Raw genomic sequence first — 16,597 nt, 5'->3', positions numbered from 1 at the left:
GAGGGGGTGCCGGACATTCCCCCTCACCCCAACCCCTCTCCCTCGAGGGGAGAGGGGCTAGCAACGGCTTGGGTTCAAGGTGGGTGTGCGGTTTGTCGGAGAGAAACTCGGGACTACCCAGCAACCTCGCTACGCGAGGCCCTGGGCAGGGGAGCACAGCAAAGGCCCTTGCCATCCTCCGGCCACCCCTATATCTTGTGCCCATCCTGGTCGACACCCCCAACAGGTGGTGTCAGGGAATCCGGTGTGAATCCGGAGCTGCCCCGCAGCGGTATTGGGAAACGAACCGTCATCAAGGCACTGGGTCCGCCTGGGAAGCCGACGAAGTAGGAAGCTAGCCTCGTGCTAGGTGTGTCCCTGAGCCCGAATACCTGCCAGGTTCACCGATCCGGTCCGCCGCCGAATCGGTGTTGCTGTCGCGCCTCGCGGGAGGGTGTTTGACGAGCTGCCCGGCGGCTGGAGTCGCTGGTGCGCGCGCAGACTTCGCGTGGGCGGATTCCCGTCGTCGTTCAGTGGTCATCGGTGCACACTGGTGGCTTCGTCTTGCCTTTCCGCGCGTCGCGTCGGCGCTCGCGGGAGCGCAGGATCGAGGCAGGGCTCCGCCCGTCCGATACCTGCTCCATCGGCCACAACGAGGAGCAGCGACATGATTACCGAACAGATCGTTTCACCCCCTGAGTTCGACACGATCGAACTGTCGCCCAAACCGAGCGAGGCCGCACAAGCCAGCTTCGCCCTGACCCCACCGCACCAGGCCGCGGCGATGCGCGTGACCAAGCGCAATGGTCAGCGCGAGGCGGTCGACCTGAGCAAGATCGTGCGCGCCATTCAACGCTGCGCCGATGGCCTCGACGATGTCGATCCGATGCAGGTGGCGATCAAGACCATTGGCGGCGTGTATGACGGCGCCAGCACGCGCGAACTCGATGAGTTGTCGATCCGCACTGCAGCGGCCCTGGTGGCCGACGAACCCGAATACGGCCTGCTGGCAGCGCGCCTGCTCAGCGCTGTGATCGACAAGGAAGTGCAGGGTCTGGGCGTGTACTCGTTCTCGCAGTCGGTGGCCCTCGGACACCAGCTTGGATTGATCAATGATCGGCTGCTGCACGCGGTTGAAGCGCATGCGCGCAAGTTCAACGACGCCCTGGATGCCGAGCGCAACAAGCGCTTCGAGTACTTTGGCCTGCGTACGGTGTACGACCGCTACCTGCTGCGTCACCCGCAACGCCGCACGGTGATCGAAACGCCGCAGCAGTTTTTTATGCGTATCGCGGTGGCGTTGTCTGAGTCGCCGGCCGATGCCATCGAGCTATACGATGTGTTCAGTGCGCTCGACTATCTGCCAAGTTCGCCGACCCTGTTCAATGCCGGTACCCGGCACGAGCAGCTGTCGTCCTGCTTTTTGCTCGATTCGCCGCGCGACAGCCTGGCCGACATCTATCAGAAATATGCCGACGTGGCCCAGCTGTCGAAGTTTTCCGGCGGCATTGGTCAGAGCTATACCCGGGTGCGCTCGCGCGGCAGCCTGATTCGTTCCACCAATGGCCAAAGCAATGGCATCGTGCCCTGGCTGAAAACCCTGGATGCCTCAGTGGCGGCGGTGAATCAGGGTGGCAAGCGCAAGGGCGCGGCCTGTGTGTATCTCGAAACCTGGCATGCCGACATCGAAGAATTCCTCGAACTGCGTGATAACACCGGCGACGAAGGCCGCCGCACCCACCATCTCAACCTGGCCAACTGGGTGCCCGATCTATTCATGCAGCGGGTCGAGCAGGGCGCCGATTGGTCGCTGTTCGATCCGGCCGATGTGCCCGAGCTGACCGATCTTTGGGGTGAGCGCTTTGAACAGGCTTATCGCCGAGCCGAACAGGCCGGCGTGGCGAAGAAAGCCCTGCCGGCGCGCAGCCTGTACGCGCGGATGATGCGCACCCTGGGCGAAACCGGCAATGGCTGGATGACCTTCAAGGACGCCGCCAATCGCAGCTGCAACCAGGCCGCCGACCCACGCAATGTGGTGCATCTCTCCAATCTCTGCACCGAGATTCTGGAGGTCACTTCGGGTGAGGAAACCGCGGTCTGCAACCTGGGTTCGATCAATCTGGCCCGTCATCTGCGCGACGGTCAATTCGATTTTGACAAGCTCGGTGAAACCGTGCGTATTGTGATCCGGCAGCTCGACCGGGTGATCGATCTCAATTTCTATCCGATCGAAACTACCCGTCGTTCCAACCAGCGCTGGCGACCGGTCGGCCTTGGGGTGATGGGCCTGCAGGATGTGCTGTTCCGGTTGCGCCTGCCGTTCGATAGCGAAGCGGCGCGTCAGCTATCGACCGAAATTGCCGAGACGATCTATTTCCACGCCCTCGATACCAGCTGCGATCTCGCCGCCGAACGCGGCGCGCATCCGGGTTATGGTGATACCCATGCCGCCCAGGGCCGGCTGCAGTTCGACCTGTGGCAGCGGGCGCCGGCCAAGCCCGCACGCTGGGAAGCGCTGAAAGCGCGGATCGCCGAACATGGGCTGCGCAACAGCCTGCTGATTGCCATCGCACCGACCGCCACCATCGCGTCCATCGCCGGCTGTTACGAATGCATCGAGCCGATGGTGTCGAACCTGTTCAAGCGCGAAACCCTGTCCGGTGACTTCCTGCAGGTGAATCGTTACCTGGTCGCGGAACTCAAACGTTTGGGTTTGTGGATTCCCGAAATTCGCGATGCCATCCGCGAGGGCGAAGGCTCGATCCAGAATGTGGCAGTGATTCCCGATCAGCTGAAGCAGATCTACCGCACCGCCTGGGAGCTGCCGCAGCGAGCCCTGATCGATCTCGCCGCCGATCGCGGCGCCTTTATCGATCAAAGCCAGAGTCTGAATCTGTTTATCGAAAACCCCAGCGTCGGCGCGCTGTCGTCGATGTACATGTACGCCTGGAAGCGAGGGTTGAAGACGACCTATTACCTGCGCTCGCGGCCCGCCACCAAGATCGCCAAAACCACGGTCGCCACCCCCACCCAAGCCGTCGCCTGCTCACTGGAGAACCCGGAGAGTTGTGAGGCGTGCCAGTAGCCCGATCCTCTTAGCACATCGCTCCCCTCCGACGCTCGTAGGGTGGGCCTGTGGCCCACCATCTCCGCGACGACGGTGGGCCACAGGCCCACCCTACGAGTTCGATGCACCATTGAGCTCTCAGGAATCCCCCATGAGCAAGTCATCTTTACTCCTCGATCCCGGCTTCGAACTCACCCTGCGGCCGATGCGCTATCCGTCGTTCTACGACATGTACCGGGCCGCAATCCGCAATACTTGGACGGTGGACGAGGTCGATTTCAATATCGACGTCAATGATCTGCGCGACAGGTTATCGCCGGCCGAGCGTCACTTGGTGGAACGGCTGGTAGCGTTCTTCGCCACCGGCGATTCGATCGTCGCCAATAACTTGGTGCTGAACCTGTACCGCCATATCAATGCTCCGGAAGCGCGCATGTATCTGTCGCGCCAGTTGTACGAGGAGGCCTTGCATGTGCAGTTCTACCTCACCTTGCTCGACACCTATATTCCCCAGCCCGAGCGTCGTGCCGCTTTCTTCTCTGCTGTACATACGATTCCCTCGATCGCCCGCAAGGCCGATTTCTGCGCACGTTGGATCGATTCCATCGCCAGTCTGGATAGGCTGGAAACCGCCGAGGATCGGCGCCGCTTCTTGCTCAACCTGATCGGCTTCGCCGCCTGCATCGAGGGGCTGTTTTTCTTTGCCGCCTTTGCCTACGTGTATTTCTTGCGTTCGCGTGGCATGTTGCCGGGGCTTGCTGCCGGCACCAGCTGGGTGTTTCGCGACGAGTCGATGCACATGGGCTTTGCATTCGAGGTGATCCGCACCGCTCGCGAGGAGGAGCCTGGCCTGTTCGATCAGAGCATGCGCGACCAGGTACGCGCCATGCTGCGCGAAGCGGTCGACTGCGAAACCCAGTTCGCCGAAGACGTATTGTCCGGCGGTGTCGCCGGCCTGTCGCTCAAGGAAATGCGCCAGTACCTGGAGTACGTCGCCGATCAGCGCCTGATCGCGTTGGGCTTGCCGATCGAGTTTGGCGCCAGCAACCCGTTCCCGTTCATGGCGCTACAGGATGTGCAGGAGCTGACCAATTTCTTCGAGCGCCGGGTCAGTGCCTATCAGGTCGGGGTCAGCGGCGAAGTCGCTTTCGACCACGCGTTCTGATTGAGCGATTCGTTGGGTGCGCCGCGGACGCACCCTGCAAGCGCTCGACCGTCGCCTACCCGGTATTGGTTGCGTCGGAGGGGCGCAATTTCACTGCGGTGCCATAGGCCAGCAGCTCAGATGCGCCGGCCATCACCGCCGAGGTGGTGAAGCGCACACCGACGATGGCATCCGCGCCGCGAAGCCGCGCCTCTTTCTTCATCCGGTCGATCGCCTGTTCGCGAGCTTCGGCCAACATCTTGGTGTACTCGATGATCTCGCCGCCGACGATGGCGCGCAGGCCGGCCAGGATGTCCTTGCCGACATGGCGGGCACGAATCGTATTGCCGCGTACAAGGCCGATCGTGCGTTCGATGTCTCGATCGTCCAAGCGATCCTGGGTGGTGATCAACATGCGCGGCTCCTTATTGGTCGACGTTGCGGTCGTAGTGATCGTCCTCGCTGTTGCCGAGGCGTTCCTTGAACACCTTGATCAACAACAAGCCGATGCCGATCACGCCCAGTAGCCCGATCAGGCCGATTGGAAAGGCTGCAATCAGGCCGAACAACAAGCCAAGCAGCCAGAACCCGGCGACGATTCCCAACAGCACATAGGCAAGCTTTTCCATTATTTCACTCCCGCTTTGTCCACCAGACGTCACCGGGCTCCGGTTGTGACCGGGATAGCTGTGTGCTAGCGCGCCACCACCACACGGGTGCCGGCCACGATGTCATGCACGCAGGTGCGCTTCTCGCCGAAGATGAACAGGATGTTGATCAGGCTCAGAATGCCGCCGATGATCGGGATGTTGCCGGGCAGGAAATACACGCCGTAGCGCTTCAGATAGGTCGGCAGGACAGGCACCTGGCCGGCCGTGTCGACGATCTTGATCGACAGCACCTTCTTGCCGATGGTCTGCCCATCGCTGAGCAGAAACTTGCCGTGCAGCAGGGCGAACACCACCAGGCCAAGCAGCAGAAAGCCAATCGAATACAGCATGGGCGGCTGCTCTCCCCGCATCACATAGTCAAACACCCCCGACGCCCACTGCAGGGGTATGACGACGACCAGCAGTATCAACGTATCGATGATCGACGCGCCCAGCCGTGCCCAGCGTGAGGCAAGTTCCTCGGTACCGTCGGCGAGTTCCAGCGAAGCCTTGGGTGCTGCGTAAATATCGTCACTCATCCTCATCCCCCCATTGAATGGACAACCGCGCTGAATCTTGGCTTGCCGTTGGAGTGGACGCAAGTTGCCGCCGGCGTCAGGGCTACAATGCGCCACCAGACCACGAGCAATCAGGAGTACAGGCCGATGTCTTCAGTTTCGCGATGGGTTGCCCTGGCCTTGGCCCTCACTGCGGTATCTGCCTCGGTGGCGCAGGCCGAATGCCCGGCCGAGCAGCGTGGCGCCGAGGCGGTACTGAACGCGGTGCTCAATTACGACGCCCAGGGGCTGACTCGACTGCTCGATACCTCGGGGCTGGCCACGCGGGTGATGCGCGACCTCCCGGCCAATGATCCGCTTCGCGACGGTTTGCCGGCAGCGCTGGCCGCCAATGCCTCCGATATGGCCAACGGGCTGCTGCAAAGTCTGAAGAACTCCGGCATGCAGGTCGTGCGGCAGGCCAATGCGCCCGCCGGCAAGACTTTGTTGCGCAAGCAAGGGGCTGAAATTGGCAGTGGCGTTGATTACATCGAGTTTGAACTGAGCCCTGCGGGATGTGTGGTCGATTGGACCTCGCTGATGATGGGCAGTTCAGCCAGCGCTGCGATGCGGCAGAACATCGTATTGATGCGCATGGATGACGGACTGATCGGCCAGCTGTTCGGACTGCAGCGGATCGATCGTGCCCAGTTGGAGAAAACCAGAACCTTGGCGGCGGCCATGGTCAAAGGCGATCGCGAAACCGCGTTGCAGGCGCTGGCTGGCATGAAAGAGCTGGCTAAGAGCTCGTATGAACTCAGCATGCTGCGAGTGGGTCTGCTGGCCTTCAGCCCCGATGCACCCGAATATCGCCAGGCCCTGAGTGACCTGGCCGAGCGATTTGGTGATGATCCGCGAACCCAGTTCATCCTGGTCGACCACTACTACTTCATCGAAGACTATGCGCGCGGACTGCGGGCGGTGGAGCGCATGCAACGACAGGTGGGGAAGGACGAGGAGAATCAGTTGCTGGTGGCCGGCCTGTTGAAGCTGCTCGGACGTACGCAGCAGGCCACCGAGGCCCTTCAGTCTCTGGTCGCGCTGGCGCCGGAGCGGACCGAGACGCATGTCGAACTGGTCGCTTATCTGGCCGAGACGGGGCAACACGAAGCGGCGGTGGCGTCATTGCGCAAGGCGGCCGACTTGGGAATCCATTTCGAGGAAGCGGCGATGCGCCAGGAGCCGGTGTTTCAGAGCCTGCTGGCCTCGACCGAATACGCCGCGTTCAAGGCCGAGCAAGGTGAGTAGCCGGCGCGAGTCGCAGCCCGTTAGCGATTTCGTTGTGTGGCTCGCCTGAATTCCTCGGCGCGCAGAATGTCGGCCAGATCCGGCGGAATCGACATCGGCTTGAACGGGTTGACGTTGGCGCCGCCAGTGTTCCCTGCCGGCACCCAGATTGATGAGAACAACAAGGCCGCCAGTACTCGCATGGCTTGACCCAGTAGTTCTCCGGCATCACTGCGAAGCCAGCCGACCCAGCCCATGCCAAGATGACTTCTGACGTGCAGCCAGGTGTGGCGCTGACCGAGTATATGCGACCGCTCCAGGTGGTGGAACGCCAGGTTCAGGTCGCCGGTTCGCCAGGCAGTCCGGGCTTGCTGCCACTCTGCTTCGAAGGCTTGGCGGGCGCTGATCACGGGGTGCCCGCGTCTGTTGCGGAAGCACAGGGTTGTTCCGGCAATCGCCAGTCTCGCCAGGCGTCGTGCAATACGGACCAGGATGTGTGCAAGAACAACGAGGCGATCAAGCCGCCCACCACCAGATCCGGAATCGAACTTTGCCACCAGGCGACCGCGCCCGCGGCGACGATTACGCCAAGATTACTCAACACGTCATTGCGTGAGCATAGCCATACAGATCGCATATTGATGTCGTGATGTCGAAAGCGGTTGAGCAGCAGGAAGCAACTGAGATTGAGCAGCATCGCCACGCAGGCAGTGATCACCATCAGGGGGGCCGCCGGTGTGCTATCGCCAAACCAGCGTCGAATCACTTCCACCGCTACCATTAGACCGAATACCCCTTGCACCACTCCTTTGACCAATGCGGCACCGGCGCGCCAGCGCAGACTTCGCCCGACCACTAACAGGCTGAGCGCATACACACCGGCATCGCCGAGCGCATCCAAGGAGTCAGCCTGCAGTGCGGTCGAGGCGGCCAGCCAGCCCGCGCTGAACTCGCCAACGAATAAGCTGAGATTGATCAGCAGCACGGCCCACAGCACGCGTCGCAACGCCGGCTGTTCGGGGCGATTCAGGCGGTCAGCATTGTCCTGGCAGCCGTGGCAGGTGGAGGCTTTTGCATTCATGGCGCACAATGATCAGGCCTGTAGCGACTACAGAGTCAAGCATGACTTCGCTCACCATCGGCGGCGTGGCAAGAGCCAGTGGCTGCCACATCGAGACCATCCGCTACTACGAGCGGATCGGTCTGCTTCCCGCGCCGGCGCGCAGCGCCTCGGGCTATCGCCATTATCAATTGCAGGACGTCGAGCGTTTGCGCTTCATTGCTCGCGGCCGCGAGCTGGGCTTCAGTCTGGATGAGATCCGCAGTCTGCTGCAGCTGGCAGAAGATCCAGGACTTTCCTGTGTCGATGTCGACACTCTGGCCCGCCAGCATTTGGCCGATATCAAGGCCAAACTGAGTGACCTGCAGCGCATGGCGGACGAACTGCAGCGCACCATTGCCGCCTGCCACGGCGGCCAACGTGCCGAATGCACCATACTCGAAGCGCTGAAGCATCCGCCTCGAGGGGCGGCGTGATGAGCCGCAACGCTGCGGCCGCAGCCGCAATTCTGTCGAAGCACTCTGGCCTGAAAAGTGTCAGGGTGGTCAGAGCGAACAGCGGAGAGTGCAGATGAGCGCGCGTCGGCACGGGGCCCTGGCCTTCAGCCAGCGATCGACGTCGGCGCCCATGCGGGCTGCCAACGGTCCGACTCGGCGCACCCTGTTGCAGGCTGCCTTAGCCTTGAGTTTGGCCTCGGGGGTGACTGAGCGTGCCTGGGCTGACACGCTGATCCAACGGCCCATTCCAAGCTCGGGCGAGCTGTTGCCCTTGATCGGTCTTGGCAGCTGGATCACCTTCAATGTCGGCGACGATGCTGAGTTGCGTGCCGAGTGCGCCGCGGTGATCGAAGCCTTCTTCGCCGAAGGAGGCCGGCTGATCGATTCTTCGCCCATGTACGGCAGCTCGCAGTCGGTGATTGGGGCGGCCCTGCAAAGCATGGGCCGCCCCGACCAGGTGTTTTCGGCCGACAAGGTGTGGATCTCCGACCCGGCCGAGGGCCGCTCGCAAATCGAACAGTCGCGCCGGCATTGGGCTGTGACCCGCTTCGACCTGATGCAGGTACACAATCTGCTCAGCTGGGAGGCGCATCTCGACACCTTGCTGCAGATGAAAGCCGATGGAAAGCTGCGTTATGTGGGCATCACCACCTCGGAAGGCCGGCGCCACGAGGAATTCGAGCGGGTAATGCGCCGGCAGCCGCTGGATTTCATCCAGCTCAGCTACAACCTGGTCAATCGTCAGGCCGAACAGCGCCTGCTGCCCCTGGCGCAGGAGCGTGGCATCGCGGTGATCGCCAACCGGCCGTTCCAGCAAGGCGTATTGATCGACCGGCTCAAGCGCCATCCGCTGCCGCCCTGGGCCGGCGAGTGGCAATGCAATGCCTGGTCGCAATTGTTGCTCAAGTTCATCGTCAGTCATCCAGCGCTGACCTGCGCGATTCCCGCCACCAGCCAGGTGGCTCATCTGCGGGAAAACATGCAGGCGGCCCGCGGCGTGCTTCCTGATGAGAGTCAGCGCAAGCAATTAGTTGAGTATGTCGATGCGCTGTAGTCACGGTCTTCAGATTGCGCAGATGCTCAATGAGTCTGCCGAGGCGGGCATGTTCTTGCCCTGCCCTCTGCTGGTTGGCCCGAAGTTCCGCTATCTGCATTGTCCGACCATCCAGCGGAAGCCCCAGTCATGAGCGAATGGTGGACTTACTCGCTAAGCGATTTCCTGATGTTCTCGCCGCGCGCCTACTGGCGGCTGTTCGAGCAGCAGCTGGGCGCGCATCGCTATGCCATGTGGCCGCTGTTGGCCCTGCTGCTGGCCCCATGGATCAGCCGCCGTCCACTCACCGCTCAGCGCTGGGCGGGGGGCAGCGCCTTGCTGGCGGGCGCCTGTCTGTGGGTGGCCTGGACCTTCGTGGTGCAACGCCTGGGCAGCATTCACTGGGCGATGCCGAATTTCGCCTGGGCGATTGCGACCCATGCGTTGCTGATCTGCTTCGTGATCGGCGACACCCTGCTGCGTCGGCCGCATCGGGTCAATCCGCGTGCCGCTTGGCTGATCCTTGCCCTGGCCATTGGCTACCCGCTGGCTGGCGTGCTGCTCGGACGGCAATGGAACCAGATCGAGTTTCTCGGCTTGACGCCCGATCTCACCCTGCTTTGCACCCTGGTGATTCCCGCCTGTCTGGCCAGCCGCTGGCGCTGGCTGTTGCTGCCCGTGCCCCTGGCGTGGGGGCTGTTCAGTGCCGCTACGCTGTGGACGCTGGCCAGCAAGGAGTGGCTCATGATGTTGGGTGCGCTAGCAGTGTGCTTATGGGCAGTGTGGCGGGTCGAACCCGTGGGACGATTGGTCGGGCGCTGATCGTGCCGACAAAGCGGCGGCTCCACTTCAATACACATCCTTTCGACAACGCCCCTCGGCGGTCAGTGCGGCCAGGGCGGCGCTGCCGAGCAGGGCCTGCAACTGCTGATCGACGGCCTTGCCCATGGTGTCGGCGCTGCCGCAGATGCGCAGATGGGCGCCTTGTTCTATCCATTGACATAGGCGTTGGGCTTGCGCTGCCAGCAGATCCTGCACGTGGCGAATCTCTCCGCCATCGCGCGAGTACACCTGGTCGAGGTGTTGCAAGCCACCCGACTGCAGGGCCGCTTGCAGCTCGGTATCGAACAGAGCGTCCCTACTACGTTGACGTTCACCGAAGATCAGCCAGTTCGGCCGACTGCCGCGCTGCATCCGGCCACGCAGCAGGGCGCGCAGACCGGCTATGCCGGTGCCGGCGCCAATCAGGATCAAGGGTGCCGAATCGGGGGGTAGGCCGAACTGCCGGTTCTCTCGAACATGCAGATCCACTGTCTCGCCGATGGCGCAGGCCTGACACAGCCAGGCGGCGCCGAGCCCGAGTTCACCCTGCGGCGTGCGGGTTTCGCGCAGCAGCAGATCGATCACGCCATCGGCGGCGGTGGAGGCAATCGAATAGTTGCGCTGCGGTAATGGCAGCAGCAGCACGATCAAGTCAGCAAACGGCAGGCCGCGGCAACTGGCGGTCGAGGGCAGGCGGCACAGCTGAGCCTGACGTTGCAGCATCTGCCACTGATCGGCCGAGTAGTCGGCGCCTTGCGCGACTAGCGCCTCCAACCAGGCGCGAACCCGAGCACGATCCTGCTGTAGCTTGATCGTAGCGATAGCGCCTGGCTGCCAGGGCGCTATCGCCGAGGTCGGCCGCAGGCGCAGCAGATGGATCGGTAGGCCTAGGCTGCCTGGATTCATCACCACCCGTTGTTCCAGCGTCCAGCGCTCGAAGCGGGGTGTGGCGACCAGCTCGATCGCTTGCTTGCCGGCCAAGGATTGCAACAGAGTATGCCAGCGTGCCAGCGCAACCGGTTCGCCGGCATCGACCTCGATCAGCGGCTGCAAGACCTGACTGCCGGCCTGTTGCAACCAGGCCTGCAGGGCGTGGCCGAACGCACAGAACTGCGGGTACTCGCGATCGCCCAGCGCCAGCACTGCTGAGCGCAGCTGAGGCAGCGGCTGGGCCTGGGCCATCACCCGGTGAACAAAGGCCTGCGCCGATTCCGGTGCTTCACCCTCGCCAGTGGTGGCTACCACAAACAGCGCCCGCGACGCACGCCGCAAATCATCGGTATTCACGCTGCCAAGGTCGCGCAGATCCACCGCCTGGCCGGCACCGCGCAGCGCCGCCGCACTGCGCTGGGCAATTTCGACCGCGGTGCCGGTTTGGCTGGCGTAGGCCAGCAGCCAAGTTGTACCAGCAGGTTCAGGACTTGCGTGCTCGCCACGCTGACTTCGTCGTCGCTTACTTAGCAGTAAGAAACACCATGTGAGATAGGTCAGTAGCATTCCCGCCGCCGCCCACCAGCGCGTGGCGGCGCGGCTCAGCTCGGGCAGGGCCTCGACCTGAATCAGGGCGGCGATGACTGCCAGGGCCAGCAGCAGAAGTAGCAGCAGAGCTTGGATCACGAGCGGATTCGGCTTCTAGCCCCTCTCCCCCGGCGGGAGAGGGGTTGGGGTGAGGGGGCGGTAGGAGTTGCGTCAACGGTGGGCCACAGGCTTGTCGTGAGCCTGTCGAACGGCCCACCCTACGAACGTTGTCGATTCGAGAGGTGTAGGGTGGGCGTGCCGCCCACCATCGTCGCGTCAACGGTGGGCCACAGGCTTGTCGTGAGCCTGTCGAACGGCCCGCCCTTCTCGCGCGGCCGAGGCCCTTCGCTTCACCCCTCAAGGCGCCAACACCTCCAAAGTCGCTGCATAACCCAAACGCCGCATCGTCGCCGGCGGGCTCACGTTCTTGTCCTGCTCGACGCTGGTGTTAAGCCAGTACATGCCCGGGGCCGGCCAGGTAATGCTGAACTCGCCCCAGTCATTGGTATTGAGCTTTTGCTCATCCTGGCTGTTGCGGTAGCGGGTGGCGCCCGGGGTAAGGGTAAGCGGCTGGTTGGCTGCCGGCTGGCCGTCGATCAGCAGGACAAAGCTGGCAGTTTCACCGGCATACAGATCGTTGGGATGGGTCACCGGCTTCAACTCGATGCCATGGCCGGTTGGCTGCAGTGCCTTGGTATCCGGTGCGCCGGCGGTGACGAAGGTCTCGACCCGCGAGGTCGAGTGGGTGATGCGCAGGTTCTTGGCGTCCTTCGGCACGGCGGCCTCGATTTCGGCCTGGCTGCCGCGCATGCGTTTGCTTTCGCCGCCTGCTTCCCAGCTCGCCAACAGCCCATCCATCACCAAGGCCAGGCGGTAGCTGCCCTTCTGCTCCAGTGGCAGATCGAACACGCTGCGGAAGTGGCCGGTGTGAACTGACTGCGGGCTGAGCTTGCTGCCATCCGGCGCGGTGATCTGCAGGCCATCCAGGGCCAGCGGACGATGGTTGAAATAGAACAGATCATTCGACACCGCTGCATCCACGGTCACCCACTGGCCTTGGGTGGCGACGGTGGCCGAGGGCAGCATCCAGAGCTTGTGGGCGGAGGCGGTCGAGGCGGCCAGCAGCAGGCCGGCGCTGAGGCCAAGTGTGGCGCGAAGTTTCATCGTGGGCTTCTCCGGAGGAAGTAAGGAATGAGGTGGAGTGAGAGGTTGTGTGGAGCATCAGCAATGCTGCGTCCAAGACGCACCCTATGACGGCGTCTTGGACGGCGGTGCATCCTGGCACCGCGGGAAACTCTGAACTTGCTCAGAGATTCCTTAGGGCGAAATCTTCAGTTCAACCTTGCCGAGTTCCGATGTGCCCTCGGCACTGGCTTCACTGACACTGGCCGCAGGCCATTGGAAAGGAATCTTCACCAGCTCACGCCCACCCACTTCGCGCGCCGCTTCCACCACCAGGCGGTAATTGCCAGCCGGCAGCTCGGCCAGGGCGGCATGGCTGCGGGCGAAACGCAGTGTATGGGTGGCAGGTGGGCGGGTGGCACCAGCGATGCTATCTGGCGGGGTTTCGATCTGCCGACCGACCCGCCGCCACCATTGGCGTAGATCTGGCAGCCATTTGCGGCCGTCTTCGCTCGGTGCGGTTTTTTCGCCCTTGCGCGCCTTCGGCTTGTCGAGCTGATACCAGACCAGCAGCTGGCCGGCGACCGTATTGTCTTCGCGCTCGATCCAGGCCGCCAGGTAGGGCCGGTGATACTCGGCCACATCAAGGCGGGGAATGGCAATGCTAAGGTGCAGGTCGCCCGCCAGCACAGGTGAGGCGGTGAGGGCGAGAAGCGCAGCGAGCAGGGGGAAGCGCAGCATGGAGGGCATCCTTTGAGCTTCAGTGAATAAGCAATAGAGCGATTAGGGCAGGTACAACCAGGCCCAGGGCCACCAGGGGCCAGGTCGAAACCCGGCGTTGTGCTTGCAGGGCCAGCAACCACAGGCCGGTGAGACAGAACACCAGGCAGGCGATGGCGAACAGGTCGATAAACCAACGCCAGGCAGCGCCGGTATGGCGGCCCTTGTGCAAATCATTGAAATAGGCCAACCAGCCGCGATCGCTGTGTTCGGCCAGCAGTTCGCCACTGTGAAGATCGATACTGATCCAGGCATCACCGCCCGGGCGCGGCATCGACAGGTATAGCTCGTTCTCGCTCCATTCGGCCTGATCGTTGCGCACCGCGATATCAATGCGTTGTTCCAGCCAGCGCCTTGCGGTGACCGGCAGCTCGGTCGACTTCTGTTGTGCCGCTGCGCGCAGCGGCTGCAGTACAGCCTCTGGCAGCACCAACTCGTGGGTGTGCACCCGGGTGTCGCTTCCGATCTGACTGGCGTGGTTCAGGGTGATGCCGGTGATCGAGAACAACAGCATGCCGATCAGGCTCACTGCCGCGCTGATCCAGTGCCAGCGAACCAGGGTCTTGTTGAGCTTGGCGCGGCGGCCGGCAGGGGCGAGGTATTCGGTCATCTAACGGCGAGCTATCCTGATCAGCAGATAGTATTGCGAATCAGTCGTATTTGTGTCTACCATTCGCGCAGCCAAGGGTGGCGCCAGCACGGCGGAACACCTTCAGCCGACCTCGAATGACCTGCTGCGGTGAGTCCACGCAGCTTCGGTCGGCTGTGCCGAGTGGCCCTGCAAAGGTCATCGGTGCACGGAAGAACCCAAGCATCCATGGAGTTGATGATGAAAGCCTTTCCCCAGTTATCCGCCTTGTCCCTGGCTGTTCTGGCCGCCGGAAGTCCCACGCTGTGGGCGGCCCAAATGCAAATCCAACTGCCGGACGGTGCGCTGGCTCGTGCCGAGCAGCTGGACGAAATCGAAGTGAATGGCCAGGCCCCCGGCCGCTACAAGGCCGAAGCCGGCGGCCTGAAGTTGCCCGAACCGCTGCGCGATGCGCCGCGTGCGGTCAGCGTGGTGCCGCAGGGCGTAATCGAGTCGCAGGGCGCGCTGAACCTGGCCGATGCGCTGCGCAATGTGGCCGGACTGACCCTGGCCTCGGGTGAGGGCGGCTTCCGCGGCGATAACATCAGCCTGCGCGGCTTCGCTGCGCGTACCGACATCTATCTCGACGGCGTGCGCGACAACGGTCAGTACAGCCGCGATACCTTTGCCATCGAGCAGGTCGAGGTGCTGAAGGGCGCTGCTGCCATGCAGTTTGGCCGTGGCGCTTCCGGCGGCGTGGTGAACAGTGTCTCCAAGCGTCCGTTTGGCAGCGACCGCACTCGATTCGACCTGGTGTTCGGTGAGCACGATTTGCAGCGCGTGGTGATCGATCACAACGAGCACGTCAACGATGCTGCCGCTCTGCGCGTTGCCGCCCTGTACCACGACGCCGACAGCTTCCGTGATGAAGTCACCCTGGAGCGCAGCGGTATCGCGCCCAGCCTGAAGCTCAACCTCAGCGAGCAGACCATGCTGGAAGCCTCGGCCCTGTACCAGAAGGAAGAGGGCGTTTCCGACTACGGCATTCCCTGGAATGGCGTCACCAACCAGCCGGCCGATGTGCCAGTAAGCAATCACTACAGCCTGGGCCGCGATTCGTTCGCCAATTTCGATGTGCTGAGCGGCCGCGTTGCCTTGAGCCACGGCTTCGACTCCGGGCTCGAACTGCGCAACACCGTGAGCTTCACCGACGTCGAACGTCTGCACCGCCGCGTGCGTCCGGGCAATGTGATGACCGCCACCCCGGATGCCAGCACCACGGTGACCCGCGATCACCAGCTCACCGAAGCGACGCAGAACAATTTGTACAACCAGACCGATTTCAACTGGTACGTCGAATCCGGCAGCATCAGCCACAACTTCGCCGCCGGGCTGGAAATCGGACGGGAAGATTTCCGCACCCGCGGTCTGGCCGGCCTGGTCGCTCCGCCGCCCGCATCGCTGTTTGATCCGCAGTCGGTGGTCATCGATATCCCGTTGCCGACCTCGTTTGCTGGCGGCGAACTGTCGACCTATCGCAAGACCTATGCCGATACGGTAGGCATTTACCTGCAGGATCGCATTCAGTTCAATGATCAATGGAGCGTGTTGGCGGGCCTGCGTCACGATCAATTCGAAGCCGAAGTCGTCGACTTCCTCAGCAGCACGGTGCTTGAGCGCGAAGACGATATGACCGCCTACAGCCTGGGCACGGTATACCAGCCAAACGATATGTATAGCTGGTACGCCAATATTTCCAACGCCTACAATCCGTCGGCCGAGACCTTCAGCCTGAACGCCGCCTCGGCCGAACTCGATCCGGAAGAAACGCGCAATATCGAGGCCGGCGTCAAAATCACCCCGTTCGGCGACAAACTGCTGATCGATGTGTCGCTGTTCTCGCTAGATAAGTTCAATGCCCGCGACGTCGAGCCCGACGGCACCGGCGTGCAGACCCTGGACGGTCAGGAACGCAGTCGCGGCATCGAGATTGGTGTGTCCGGCGCCATTACCGAGCACTGGCATGTGTTTGCCGGCGCCGCCTTTATGGACCCGGAAATCGTCGACTCCAACCTGGTCAATAGCGGCGTGCCGATCGAAGGCAACACCCCGGCCAATGCCCCCGAGCGCAGCGCCAGCCTGTGGACGGTGTACGAATTCGCCCAGAATTGGGAAATCGGCGGCGGCGCATTCCATGTCAGCGAGCGTTTTGCCAATGACGGCAACACCCGCGAAGTGCCCGGCTACACCCGCTGGGATGGCTATGTCGGCTACCGTGCCGACGATTGGCGGGTGGCGCTGAACGTGTACAACCTCACCGATCGCAAGTACTTCGACTACGCCCACTCGCAGTTCCTCACCCCGGGCGAACCGCAGACCTGGCGGCTGTCGTTCAGTTACGCGTTTTGATTGCTTGAACCGAAGCAACTTAGAGCCCCTCTCCCCTGGAGGGAGAGGGGGTGGGGTGAGGGGGCCTTCAGCCCGCCGACCCTCTCCCCCAGCCCACACCCCGGCCAACGTGCCTGCATGCACGTTGGCGCTCGGCGACTTCGTCGCTACGATGGGCTGACGCC

Annotated in this window: 16 protein-coding genes and 1 riboswitch; of the genes, 7 read left to right on the top strand and 9 right to left on the bottom strand. The window is 62.8% G+C overall.

Annotation, left to right across the window (positions count from 1 at the left end):
• The first annotated feature begins 190 nt into the window (after positions 1 to 190).
• Positions 191 to 393, top strand: a riboswitch (cobalamin riboswitch).
• Positions 394 to 763: 370 nt separating this feature from the next.
• On the top strand, positions 764 to 3,064 hold the full coding sequence (locus tag IFO71_RS07900; RefSeq protein WP_192029079.1) for a ribonucleoside-diphosphate reductase subunit alpha: 2,301 nt from the start codon (positions 764 to 766) through the stop codon (positions 3,062 to 3,064).
• 133 nt (positions 3,065 to 3,197) lie between these two features.
• Entirely contained in the window at positions 3,198 to 4,211 is a 1,014-nt protein-coding gene (locus IFO71_RS07895; protein ID WP_192029009.1) for a ribonucleotide-diphosphate reductase subunit beta, read from the top strand.
• A gap of 55 nt (positions 4,212 to 4,266) precedes the next feature.
• On the opposite strand, the gene IFO71_RS07890 is transcribed toward IFO71_RS07895, so the two are convergent.
• The 3 genes from IFO71_RS07890 to IFO71_RS07880 form a co-directional block, all read right to left on the bottom strand.
• On the bottom strand, positions 4,267 to 4,605 hold the full coding sequence (locus tag IFO71_RS07890; RefSeq protein WP_192029008.1) for a YbjQ family protein: 339 nt from the start codon (positions 4,603 to 4,605) through the stop codon (positions 4,267 to 4,269).
• 10 nt (positions 4,606 to 4,615) lie between these two features.
• The gene (locus tag IFO71_RS07885; protein WP_192029007.1) at positions 4,616 to 4,819 is read right to left on the bottom strand and encodes a hypothetical protein; all 204 of its coding nucleotides are present in this window, start codon (positions 4,817 to 4,819) and stop codon (positions 4,616 to 4,618) included.
• A gap of 65 nt (positions 4,820 to 4,884) precedes the next feature.
• A complete protein-coding gene (locus IFO71_RS07880) occupies positions 4,885 to 5,379 on the bottom strand; it encodes an RDD family protein (protein WP_192029006.1) in 495 nt (164 codons plus the stop codon).
• Between the two features lie 126 nt (positions 5,380 to 5,505).
• On the opposite strand from IFO71_RS07880, the gene IFO71_RS07875 reads away from it, so the two are divergent.
• On the top strand, positions 5,506 to 6,645 hold the full coding sequence (locus IFO71_RS07875) for a tetratricopeptide repeat protein (protein WP_192029005.1): 1,140 nt from the start codon (positions 5,506 to 5,508) through the stop codon (positions 6,643 to 6,645).
• A 20-nt stretch (positions 6,646 to 6,665) separates the two neighbouring features.
• On the opposite strand, the gene IFO71_RS07870 is transcribed toward IFO71_RS07875, so the two are convergent.
• Both IFO71_RS07870 and IFO71_RS07865 read right to left on the bottom strand, forming a co-directional pair.
• On the bottom strand, positions 6,666 to 7,034 hold the full coding sequence (locus IFO71_RS07870; RefSeq protein ID WP_332309344.1) for a DUF3703 domain-containing protein: 369 nt from the start codon (positions 7,032 to 7,034) through the stop codon (positions 6,666 to 6,668).
• The gene (locus IFO71_RS07865) at positions 7,031 to 7,705 is read right to left on the bottom strand and encodes a cation efflux transmembrane domain-containing protein (RefSeq protein WP_192029004.1); all 675 of its coding nucleotides are present in this window, start codon (positions 7,703 to 7,705) and stop codon (positions 7,031 to 7,033) included. The genes IFO71_RS07870 and IFO71_RS07865 overlap by 4 nt, the downstream gene beginning before the upstream one ends.
• Positions 7,706 to 7,746: 41 nt before the next feature.
• On the opposite strand from IFO71_RS07865, the gene IFO71_RS07860 reads away from it, so the two are divergent.
• The 3 genes from IFO71_RS07860 to IFO71_RS07850 all read left to right on the top strand — a co-directional run bounded on the left by IFO71_RS07860 (position 7,747) and on the right by IFO71_RS07850 (position 10,036).
• Positions 7,747 to 8,160, top strand: coding sequence for a MerR family transcriptional regulator (locus IFO71_RS07860; protein WP_192029003.1), 414 nt, complete (start codon positions 7,747 to 7,749; stop codon positions 8,158 to 8,160).
• Positions 8,161 to 8,254: 94 nt separating this feature from the next.
• Positions 8,255 to 9,235, top strand: a complete 981-nt coding sequence (locus IFO71_RS07855) for an aldo/keto reductase (RefSeq protein ID WP_225444482.1) — start codon at positions 8,255 to 8,257, stop codon at positions 9,233 to 9,235.
• 129 nt (positions 9,236 to 9,364) lie between these two features.
• Positions 9,365 to 10,036: an MFS transporter permease gene (locus tag IFO71_RS07850; protein WP_192029002.1), complete on the top strand. Its 672-nt coding sequence runs from the start codon at positions 9,365 to 9,367 to the stop codon at positions 10,034 to 10,036.
• 27 nt (positions 10,037 to 10,063) lie between these two features.
• On the opposite strand, the gene IFO71_RS07845 is transcribed toward IFO71_RS07850, so the two are convergent.
• The 4 genes from IFO71_RS07845 to IFO71_RS07830 form a co-directional block, all read right to left on the bottom strand.
• The gene (locus tag IFO71_RS07845) at positions 10,064 to 11,653 is read right to left on the bottom strand and encodes a flavodoxin domain-containing protein (RefSeq protein ID WP_192029001.1); all 1,590 of its coding nucleotides are present in this window, start codon (positions 11,651 to 11,653) and stop codon (positions 10,064 to 10,066) included.
• 258 nt (positions 11,654 to 11,911) lie between these two features.
• Positions 11,912 to 12,718, bottom strand: a complete 807-nt coding sequence (locus tag IFO71_RS07840; protein ID WP_192029000.1) for a DUF4198 domain-containing protein — start codon at positions 12,716 to 12,718, stop codon at positions 11,912 to 11,914.
• A gap of 153 nt (positions 12,719 to 12,871) precedes the next feature.
• Complete coding sequence (locus IFO71_RS07835; RefSeq protein ID WP_425502881.1) at positions 12,872 to 13,414, bottom strand: DUF2271 domain-containing protein; 543 nt, start codon at positions 13,412 to 13,414, stop codon at positions 12,872 to 12,874.
• Between the two features lie 22 nt (positions 13,415 to 13,436).
• A complete protein-coding gene (locus IFO71_RS07830; RefSeq protein ID WP_192028998.1) occupies positions 13,437 to 14,066 on the bottom strand; it encodes a PepSY-associated TM helix domain-containing protein in 630 nt (209 codons plus the stop codon).
• Between the two features lie 219 nt (positions 14,067 to 14,285).
• On the opposite strand from IFO71_RS07830, the gene IFO71_RS07825 reads away from it, so the two are divergent.
• On the top strand, positions 14,286 to 16,433 hold the full coding sequence (locus IFO71_RS07825) for a TonB-dependent receptor (RefSeq protein WP_192028997.1): 2,148 nt from the start codon (positions 14,286 to 14,288) through the stop codon (positions 16,431 to 16,433).
• The last annotated feature ends 164 nt before the right edge of the window (positions 16,434 to 16,597 follow it).

This window comes from Pseudomarimonas arenosa, assembly GCF_014841215.1.
GTDB lineage: Bacteria > Pseudomonadota > Gammaproteobacteria > Xanthomonadales > Xanthomonadaceae > Pseudomarimonas > Pseudomarimonas arenosa.
Note: the sequence above shows the minus strand (reverse complement) of the source record. Positions and strands in the feature narration are given on the sequence as shown.